This window comes from Rhodococcus sp. NPDC059234, assembly GCF_042754225.1.
In the GTDB taxonomy this organism is placed as follows: Bacteria; Actinomycetota; Actinomycetes; order Mycobacteriales; family Mycobacteriaceae; genus Rhodococcus_G.
On record NZ_JBHZAH010000161.1, the window covers coordinates 1 to 9,412 of the forward strand.

A 9,412-nucleotide genomic window follows, 5' to 3' on the forward strand; every position below is an offset into this window, starting at 1 on the left:
GGCGTGGGGCTCCGTCATCGCGAGTTTCAGTGCCTCGGGAGATCGTGCTCCGGCCGGCCTGACGGCCGCTCCTACCCGACGGGCTCCGCCACCAACGCCAGTTCGGCGTCCCCCGCGAGCAGTTCGTGGTGCGGGAGAACCCGAATCGTGTACCCGACCGCGCCCGACAGCGGCACCGGCGTGGTCGCCACGTACACCTCGCCCAGGTCCTCGGAGCCGGCGTGCGTCATCGGAACCGTCACCACCTCCGACAGCTCCTCGTCCGCGTCGACCCGGCCGAGCACCGCCTCGACGGTGACGTCGGCGGCGTCCAGGCCGCCGAGCCGGACGTACGCACGCAGCGACAACTCGGCCCCGATCACCGGGGTGTCGGGCAGGCCCGCACTGTCCACCTGGACCACGCGGACTCCGGGCCAGGCCGACTCGACGCGCTCGCGGTACTGCGCCACCTGCCGCGCACCGGCGTAGCCGTCCGCGATCGCCGCCCGCGAGGCGCGGGCGGCGGGGGCGTAGTAGTCCACCACGTAGTCGCGAACCATCCTCGACGCCAACACCTTCGGCCCCAGAGACTGCAGCGTGTGCCGGACCATCTCCACCCACCGGACCGGGACACCGCCCGGGCCGCGATCGTAGAACTTCGGCAGCACGGCCTGCTCGAGCAAGTCGTACATCGCATTCGCCTCGAGGTCGTCGCGGCGCACCTCGTCGCTGACGCCGTCAGCGGTCGGGATGGCCCAGCCGTTCTCGCCGTCGAACATCTCGTCCCACCAGCCGTCCCGGATCGACAGGTTCAGTCCCCCGTTGAGCGCGGACTTCATTCCCGAGGTACCGCAGGCCTCGAGTGGCCGCAGTGGATTGTTCAGCCACACATCGCATCCCCAGTACAGGAACCGCGCCATCGACATGTCGTAGTCCGGCAGGAAGACGATCCGGTGCCGCACGTCGTGGGCGTCGGCGAAGCGAACCACCTGCTGGATCAGCGCCTTGCCGCCGTCGTCGGCGGGGTGCGACTTGCCCGCGACCACCAACTGCACCGGACGGTCGGGGTCCAGCAGCATCGCCCGCAGCCGCTCCGGGTCGCGCAGCATCAGCGTCAGCCGCTTGTAGGTCGGCACCCGGCGCGCGAACCCGACGGTCAGTACTTCCGGATCGAAAACTCCGGACACCCAGCCCAGTTCGGCGTCCGTCGCACCGCGCTCGAGCCAGGACGCCCGCACCCGGCGCCGCACCTCGTCGACCAGCTGCGCACGCAGCGTGTTGCGGGTGGACCACAGCTCGGCGGGAGCGATCTCGCTGAGCCGCTCCCAGCCGCGCGCCTCCTCGACCCGCTCGGGACCGACCGCCCGGCGCGCCAGGTCCATCCACTCCCGGGCCGCCCAGGTCGGCGCGTGCACCCCGTTGGTGACCGAGCCGATCGGAACCTCGGCGGCGTCGAATCCCGGCCACAGGCCGTTGAACATCTCCCGGCTGACGATGCCGTGCAGCTTCGACACCCCATTCGCGCGCTGGCCCAGCCGCAGGCCCATGTGAGCCATGTTGAACACGGACGGATCGTTCTCCCGTCCGAGCTCGACGATCCGGTCCACGGTCAGTCCCGGCAGCAGCGCCGAGGCGTTCTCGCCTCCGCTGCCGCCGAAGTAGTGCCGCACCAGATCCGACGGGAACCGGTCGATCCCGGCCGGCACCGGGGTGTGGGTGGTGAACACGGTGGCCGCGCGGACCGCGGCCAGCGCCGACTCGAAGTCGAGCCCGGACTCGGTGATCAGCTCCCGGATCCGCTCGACACCGAGGAAGCCGGCGTGGCCCTCGTTCATGTGGAACACCTCGGGATCCGCCAACGACTCCGAGCGGGTGTACGCCCGCACCGCGCGCACCCCACCGATCCCGGCCAGGATCTCCTGCTTGATCCGGTGGTCCTGATCGCCGCCGTAGAGCCGGTCGGTCACGCCCCGCAGGTCCGGGTCGTTCTCCGCGATGTCGGAGTCCAGCAGCAGCAGCGGCACCCGGCCGACCTGCGCGATCCACACCCGCGCCCGGAGCACCCGGCCGCCGGGCATCGCCACGTGCAGCAGCACCGCGGCCCCCGACCCGGTCTCGGTCAACAGCCGCAACGGCAGGCCCTGCGGGTCCAGCGAGGGGTAGTGCTCGGCCTGCCAGCCGTCCACGGTCAGCGACTGCCGGAAGTAGCCGGACCGGTACAGCAGGCCGACTCCGATCAGGGGCACGCCGAGGTCCGAGGCCGCCTTGAGGTGGTCGCCCGCCAGGATCCCGAGCCCACCGGAGTAGTTCGGCAGCACCTCGCTGACACCGAACTCCATTGAGAAGTAGGCGATCCCGCTCGCCAGGTCGGCACCCTTCGCCTGCTGGTTCTGGTACCAGCGCGGCCGCTCGAGGTAGTCGTCGAGGTCCGCGGCCAGGGTGTCCAGCTCGGCGACGAAGTCGGCGTCGTCGGCGAGGTCGTCGAGCCGGGCCGGCGAGACCTCACCGAGCATCCGGATCGGGTCCTGACGCACCTGCGACCACAGCTCCGGGTCGATTCGCGCGAACAGATCCTGGGTCGGCGGATGCCAGGACCACCGCAGGTTCGTCGACAGCGGCCCGAGGGCGGACAGCCGGTCGGGCAGGTGGGCACGGACGGTGAACCGACGCAAGGCTTTCACCCGGCACAGACTACGCAAATCCGGTGCCGCGGTCCTGTCGTCGGACGGCCGCGTTCGGCCGCGCGGGGCCGTACACCTACCCGTAAGGTTGAGGTCATGACCGGGCGGATTGGAATCGACGACGTCGTCCCCGAGCTCGCGGGTGGTCGATTCCCGTCGAAGGCCGTGGTCGGCGAGACCTTCCCCGTCTCGGCGACGGTCTGGCGCGACGGCCACGACGCGGTCGCCGCGACGCTCGCGGTCCGCGGTCCGGAGTCCGCCACGACCATCCGGATCCCGATGCTCCCCGGCCCACTGCCGGACACCTTCGCCGCCGTCTTCACCCCCACCTGCCCCGGCACCTGGACGTACCGGATCGAGGGCTGGAGCGACCCGATCACCACCTGGCGGGCCGCGGTCGAGGCGAAGCTGTCGGTCGGGCAGGGGCCGGCCGATCTGGCCAACGATCTCGAACTCGGCGCCCGGCTCTTCGACCGCGCGGCCCGGACGGTGCCGCGGGCCGACCGGCCGCGGTGCGCCGCGGTGGCGGACGCTCTGCGCAGTGACCAGCAGCTGCCGGCCCGGGTGGCACCGGCGTTCGCCTCCGACATCGCGCAACTGTTGCGCGCCCACCCGCTGCGCGACCTCGTCACCCGGGGTCGGATCCTGCAGGTGTCGGTGGACCGCAGGCGTGCCCTGTTCGGCTCCTGGTACGAGTTCTTCCCGCGCTCGACCGGCGGCTGGGACGCCGAGGGCAGGCCCCGGCACGGCACCTTCGCCACCGCGGCCAACGACCTGCCCCGAATCGCGGGGATGGGCTTCGACGTGGTCTACCTGCCGCCGATCCACCCGATCGGGCGAGTGAACCGCAAGGGCCCCAACAACTCGCTCACTCCCGGACCGGACGACGTCGGTTCGCCGTGGGCGATCGGCTCGGCCGAGGGCGGTCACGACGCGATCCACCCGGAACTGGGCACCCTCGCAGACTTCCGGGCGTTCGTCGCCCGGGCCCGACGCCTCGGCCTCGAGGTCGCACTGGACCTTGCCCTGCAGTGCGCGCCCGACCATCCCTGGGCGAGCGCGCATCCCGAATGGTTCACCGTGCTGCCCGACGGCACCATCGCGTACGCCGAGAATCCGCCGAAGAAGTACCAGGACATCTACCCGGTCAACTTCGACGACGATCGCGACGGCATCTACACCGAGGTGCTACGCGTGGTGCGGTACTGGATCGACAACGGCGTCAGAATCTTTCGGGTCGACAACCCGCACACCAAGCCGCCCGACTTCTGGGAGTGGCTGATCGCGGAGGTGAAGGCCTCCGACCCGGACGTGCTGTTCCTGTCCGAGGCGTTCACCCGCCCCGCGCGGATGTACGGCCTCGCCAAGCGCGGGTTCACGCAGTCCTACACGTACTTCACCTGGCGAGTCGGCAAGTCCGAGCTCACCGAGTTCGCACTCGAACTCGCGGCGAAGGCGGACGAGGCCCGGCCGAACCTGTTCGTCAACACGCCCGACATCCTGCACGAGAGCCTGCAGGTCGGCGGCCCCGGCATGTTCGCGCTGCGGGCGGTACTCGCGGCGACCATGGGTCCGAGCTGGGGCGTCTACTCGGGATACGAACTCTACGAGCACGTTCCGGTGCGCACGGGAAGCGAGGAGTACCTCGACTCCGAGAAGTACCAGTTGCGGCCCCGCCCGTTCGACGAGGCGCGGGCACGCGGCGAGTCGCTCGAGCCGTGGATCACCATGCTCAACCGGATCCGGCGCGCGCACCCCGCGCTGCAGCAGTTGCGCACCATCACCTTCCACCACATCGACAACGACTCGCTGATCGCGTACTCGAAGTTCGACCCGGTCACCGGTGACGCGGTGCTCACCGTCGTCAATCTCAACCCGTACGGCGCCGAGCAGGGCACCATCTGGCTGGACATGCCCGCCCTCGGCCGCGACTGGCAGGACCAGATCACGGTGCTCGACGAAGTCACCGGCGAGCAGTTCCACTGGGGCCAGGCCAATTTCGTCCGGCTCGAGCCCTGGCGCGCGGTCGCGCACATCCTCGCGCTGCCCGCCGTCCCCTACCCCGCGCGAATGCACCTCGCCCTGCGCGCACCCGTCTCGTGAGCGGCGCGCCCCGGCGGTACGACGCTTCCCCGCCCGCCGCCGACCTCGCCCGCCTCGCCGAGGGCACTCACCACGACCCGCACTCGATCCTCGGCGCCCACGCGCACCCCGGCGGCACCGTCGTCCGGACCCTGCGACCGCACGCCGTCGCCGTTTCGGCGCGCATCGGCAGCACCGACCATCCGCTCGACCAGCTGGCCGACGGGCTGTTCAGCGGCGTGGTCCCGGTCGAGGACCTGATCGACTACCGGCTCGTCGTCGAGTACGCCGGAGGCAACATCGTCGTGGTGGCGGACGGATACCGTTTCCTGCCCACCCTCGGCGAACTGGACCTGCACCTGCTGGCCGAGGGCAGGCACGAACGACTCTGGGACGTGCTCGGCGCGCACCCACGCACCTACACCACCCCGGACGGCGAGGTGTCCGGCACCTCCTTCGCGGTGTGGGCGCCGGCCGCGCGCGGCGTCACCGTGATGGGCGACTTCGACGGGTGGGGCGCCCGGACCCTGCCGATGCGGGTATTGGGATCGACCGGTGTGTGGGAACTGTTCGTGCCCGGTGTGGGGCCCGGGGAGCTCTACAAGTTCCGGGTGCACGGTCGCGACGGCTCGGTGCGCGACAAGGCCGACCCGATGGCGTTCGCCACCGAGGTGCCGCCGGCCACTGCGTCCGTGGTCTACCAGGGCAGCCACGTCTGGACCGACGACGACTGGATCGCGGCCCGCGCACGGGTCGAACCGAACCAGGCGCCGATGAGCGTGTACGAGGTACACCTGGGATCGTGGCGTCCTGGGCTGACGTATCTCGAACTGGCGGAGCAACTCTCGGCCTACGTCCAGGGCGCCGGTTTCACCCACGTCGAACTGCTGCCGGTGGCCGAGCACCCCTACGGCGGCTCCTGGGGCTACCAGGTCACCTCCTACTACGCGCCGACCGCACGGTTCGGCACCCCCGACGACTTCCGGGCCTTCGTCGACCGCCTGCACCGGGCCGGCATCGGCGTCATCGTCGACTGGGTTCCCGCTCACTTCCCCAAGGACGAGTGGGCCCTCGCCCGGTTCGACGGCGGTCCGCTCTACGAGCACGGCGATCCGCAGCGCGGCGAACAGTTGGACTGGGGCACCTACGTTTTCGACTTCGGCCGGCCCGAGGTCCGCAACTTCCTGGTCGCCAACGCGCTGTACTGGATCGAGGAGTTTCACGTGGACGGCCTGCGCGTGGACGCGGTCGCCTCGATGCTCTACCTCGACTACTCCCGCCCACCCGGCGGCTGGACCCCGAACATTCACGGTGGCCGGGAGAACCTGGAGGCGGTGGCCTTCCTGCAGGAGATGAACGCCACCGTGCACAAGCATCACCACGGGGTCGTGACTGTCGCCGAGGAGTCCACGGCCTGGCCCGGCGTCACCCGCGCCACCTCGGTCGGGGGTCTGGGTTTCACGATGAAGTGGAACATGGGCTGGATGCACGACACCCTCGGCTACCTCGGCCGAGACCCGATCCATCGCAGCTTCCACCACCACGAGGTCACCTTCTCGCTGATGTACGCGTGGAGCGAGAGCTACCTGCTGCCGATCAGCCACGACGAGGTGGTGCACGGCAAGGGCACCCTGTGGACCCGGATGCCGGGCGACGACTTCGCGAAGGCCGCGGGCCTGCGCACGCTGCTCGCCTACATGTGGTCGCACCCCGGCAAGCAGTTGCTGTTCATGGGACAGGAGTTCGGTCAGCGCACCGAGTGGTCGGAGGAGCACGGGCTGGCCTGGGACCAGCTCGAGGACGGATCCACCGCGCCGCTGCAGCGCGGGGTTCTCGACCTGGTCCGCGATCTCAACGCCGTCTACCGCGGGCACCAGGCGCTGTGGACCCTCGACACCTCCCCCGGCGGCTACTCGTGGATCGATGCGAACGACACCGAGAACAACGTGCTCAGCTACCTGCGGTACGGCACGGACGGCTCGATCGTGGCCTGCCTGTTCAACTTCTCCGGTTCCCGTCACGCGCACTACCGCGTCGGACTCCCCGAGCCGGGCCGATGGGTCGAGATCCTCAACACCGACGCCACCCAGTACTGCGGCTCCGGCCTGGGTAACTTCGGGCAGGTGCACGCATCCACCGACTCCTGGCACGGCCGGCCCGCGTCCGCCGCGGTGATGCTGCCCGCCAACAGCGCGATCTGGCTGAGCCTGGAGCGCGGATGAGCAGGCGGACGCCGGCGACGTTCGCCGCCGCAGCGCTGACACTGCTGCTGGCAGGCTGCGCCGGGGCGGTCGGGGGGCGCGCGGTCTCGATCTACGACAATCCGTTCACCGTCGCCGGACTGCCCGCCACCTCCGGACCGAGCGGACCCCGCGACGGAGTGCCCGCGTCCACGCTGCCGGTCCGCGGCGCGGACGGCTCGGCCGCCGACGTACTGGCCACCAACGCCGTCGACGACATCACCGCCTTCTGGCGCCAGGAGTACCCCCAGGTGTTCACCGGAGAATTCCGGCCGGTGACCGACCTCCAGTCGTGGGACCCGGACACCCCGGCGGCACGCTCGGACACCTTCTGCGGTGACAGCACCCACGGCGTGGTGAACGCCGGCTACTGCACGCGCAACGGCTCCATCGGGTGGGACCGCACCAGCCTGCTGCCGACGCTGATGGACACGTTCGGTCCGATGGCGGTGGTCATGGTGATGGCCCACGAGTACGGGCACGCCGTCCAGCACGACTCCGGCCTGGCCGGCGACGACGCGCCGGTGCTGGTGCTCGAACAGCAGGCCGACTGCTTCGCGGGCGCGTTCATGCGACACGTGGCCGAGGGCGACGCCGCACACTTCTCGCTCAACACCTCGGACGGGCTCAACTCCGTGATGGCCGCGATGGTCGCGGTGCGCGACACCAACCCGAACGACCCCGAGTCGGTGCACGGCTCGGCGTTCGAGCGGATCACCGCGTTCCAGATCGGCTTCACCGACGGCGCCCGCTCGTGCACCGAGATCGACGAGGCCGAGGTCGAGGCCCGACGAGCCCAGTTGCCGCAGCAGTTCTCGACGACGGGCAGCAACGGGGAGACACCGGTCACCGAGTCGACCGTCACGCAAACCGTCGACTCGCTGCAGGCCCTGTTCACGCTGCCCGACAAGCCGAAAGTGGTGTTCACCGGCGCCGACACCGGGTGCGCCGACGCTCGCAGCACCGAGCCGGTGTCCTACTGCCCGTCGACCAACACGATCGGGGTGTCGATGCCGCAGCTGGTCGAGCGCGGCACCCCCCGGGGCGAGTCGCGCAACGACATCGCCGCCGACGTGCGCGGCGACTTCGGCGCCTACGTTCTGGTGGCCTCGCGGTTCACGCTCGCGGTCCAGAAGGTCGCGGGCGATTCCCTCACCGAGGCGAAGACCGCGGTCCGGGCCGCCTGCCTGTCCGGGGCGTGGACGGCCGCGACCGCGACCGGTCGGGCCGGCGCACTGACCCTGTCCCCCGGCGACCTCGACGAGGCCGTCTCCGGGCTGCTCACCGACGGCCTGATGGCGAGCGACGTCAACGGAGAGACCGTGCCGAGCGGGTTCGCCCGGGTGGACGCCTTCCGCTCCGGCGTCCTCGGTGGCCAGCCCGCCTGCGCCAACCGCTACGGCTAGTACAGGGCGGAAGCCAGCTTGCGCCGGGCCGCGACGACCACCGCGTCGGCCGGGTCGAAGAGCTCGAACAGCTCGAGCAACCGGGTGCGCACCGCGGTCCGGTCGTCGCCCGCGTAGCGCCTGATCGCCTCGACCAGCAGCCCGAAGGCTTCCTCGGGTTGCTGGGTGTAGAGCAGCGCGTCGGCGGCGTCGAGTTGAGCCGCGACGTTCGCCGGTTCCGCCTTGGCGGTCGCGACCGCATCAGGTGCGACGGTCTGCACGCGAGCCAGGAAGCGCACCTGGCGGACTGCGCCCTGGGCCTGCACGTTGTTCGGCTCGGCCTCGAGGATCGCCTGGTAGCCGGCCTCTGCACCCGCCAGGTCACCCTCGGCGAGCGCGTCCTCGGCCGCCACGAACCGCGGATCCTCCGGCTCGGGCTCGGCGCCCTCGACCGGCGGCGGTCCCTGCAGCTTGCCTTCGGTCGCGGCGAGCACCGCGTCCACCCACTGACCGAGCTGCTCGACGCCGCCGTCGAAGTCCGCCAGCGGCCGACCCGCCGCGACCGCGATGACCGAGGGCACCGTCTGCACCTGGAACGCCTGCGCGATCCGCGGGCTCACGTCCAGGTCGACCTTCGCCAGCACCCAGGTACCGCCGTGCCCGCGCGCGAGGTCGTCGAGCGTCGCGGAGAAGGCCGTGCTCGCCGGCATCGAGCCCGCGAACAGCTCGACGACCACCGGAACCTGCATGGAGCGTTCGAGCACCTCGGACTCGAAGTTCGCCTCGGTGACTTCCACGATCGTGGCGAACCCGCCGGCCGGCGCGGCCGCGCCGCCCGCGGTGGGCGCGGCCGGGGGCTGCGGACGGTCCTTGAATCCGGAGAGGTCCACTGCTCCGGACATGGCTGCCGCCATCGAAGCGGACGGACGTGCGGGCTGGCGAGATCCGGGTCGAGTCACATCTGTCATTTTGGCACGCACACGCCCCGGCCACCTCCGCTCACCCCCGCCGCCGCGGACCGGACAGCATTGTGCCCGGCGAACCG

General features: G+C 70.9%; 5 protein-coding genes. 3 read left to right on the plus strand and 2 right to left on the minus strand.

What is annotated here, in order from left to right:
• Nucleotides 1-71: 71 nt before the first annotated feature.
• Nucleotides 72-2,660 carry an alpha-glucan family phosphorylase gene (gene glgP, locus ACFXGJ_RS22840; RefSeq protein ID WP_378625238.1) on the minus strand — a complete coding sequence of 863 codons (2,589 nt, stop codon included), beginning with the start codon at nucleotides 2,658-2,660 and terminating at the stop codon, nucleotides 72-74.
• Nucleotides 2,661-2,756: 96 nt separating this feature from the next.
• Here glgP and ACFXGJ_RS22845 point away from each other — a divergent pair, with 96 nt between their 5' ends.
• The 3 genes from ACFXGJ_RS22845 to ACFXGJ_RS22855 are packed head-to-tail and all read left to right on the plus strand — an operon-like array spanning nucleotide 2,757 to nucleotide 8,388.
• Nucleotides 2,757-4,763: an alpha-1,4-glucan--maltose-1-phosphate maltosyltransferase gene (locus tag ACFXGJ_RS22845; RefSeq protein WP_378625240.1), complete on the plus strand. Its 2,007-nt coding sequence runs from the start codon at nucleotides 2,757-2,759 to the stop codon at nucleotides 4,761-4,763.
• Complete coding sequence (gene glgB / locus ACFXGJ_RS22850; protein ID WP_378625243.1) at nucleotides 4,760-6,964, plus strand: 1,4-alpha-glucan branching protein GlgB; 2,205 nt, start codon at nucleotides 4,760-4,762, stop codon at nucleotides 6,962-6,964. The genes ACFXGJ_RS22845 and glgB overlap by 4 nt, the downstream gene beginning before the upstream one ends.
• On the plus strand, nucleotides 6,961-8,388 hold the full coding sequence (locus ACFXGJ_RS22855; protein ID WP_378625246.1) for a metallopeptidase: 1,428 nt from the start codon (nucleotides 6,961-6,963) through the stop codon (nucleotides 8,386-8,388). The genes glgB and ACFXGJ_RS22855 overlap by 4 nt, the downstream gene beginning before the upstream one ends.
• Here the strand turns inward: ACFXGJ_RS22855 and ACFXGJ_RS22860 are convergent.
• The gene (locus tag ACFXGJ_RS22860) at nucleotides 8,385-9,269 is read right to left on the minus strand and encodes a tetratricopeptide repeat protein (protein WP_378625249.1); all 885 of its coding nucleotides are present in this window, start codon (nucleotides 9,267-9,269) and stop codon (nucleotides 8,385-8,387) included. The two genes, ACFXGJ_RS22855 and ACFXGJ_RS22860, sit on opposite strands and share 4 nt — an antisense overlap.
• Nucleotides 9,270-9,412 lie beyond the last annotated feature (143 nt).

What these genes read in the sequence shown, in the direction of transcription:
- ACFXGJ_RS22845 (WP_378625240.1), top strand. Translation starts at nt 2,757, where the DNA reads ATGACCGGGCGGATTGGAATCGACGACGTCGTCCCCGAGCTCGCGGGT.
- ACFXGJ_RS22855 (WP_378625246.1), top strand. Translation starts at nt 6,961, where the DNA reads ATGAGCAGGCGGACGCCGGCGACGTTCGCCGCCGCAGCGCTGACACTG.
- ACFXGJ_RS22860 (WP_378625249.1), bottom strand. Translation starts at nt 9,269, where the DNA reads ATGTCCGGAGCAGTGGACCTCTCCGGATTCAAGGACCGTCCGCAGCCC.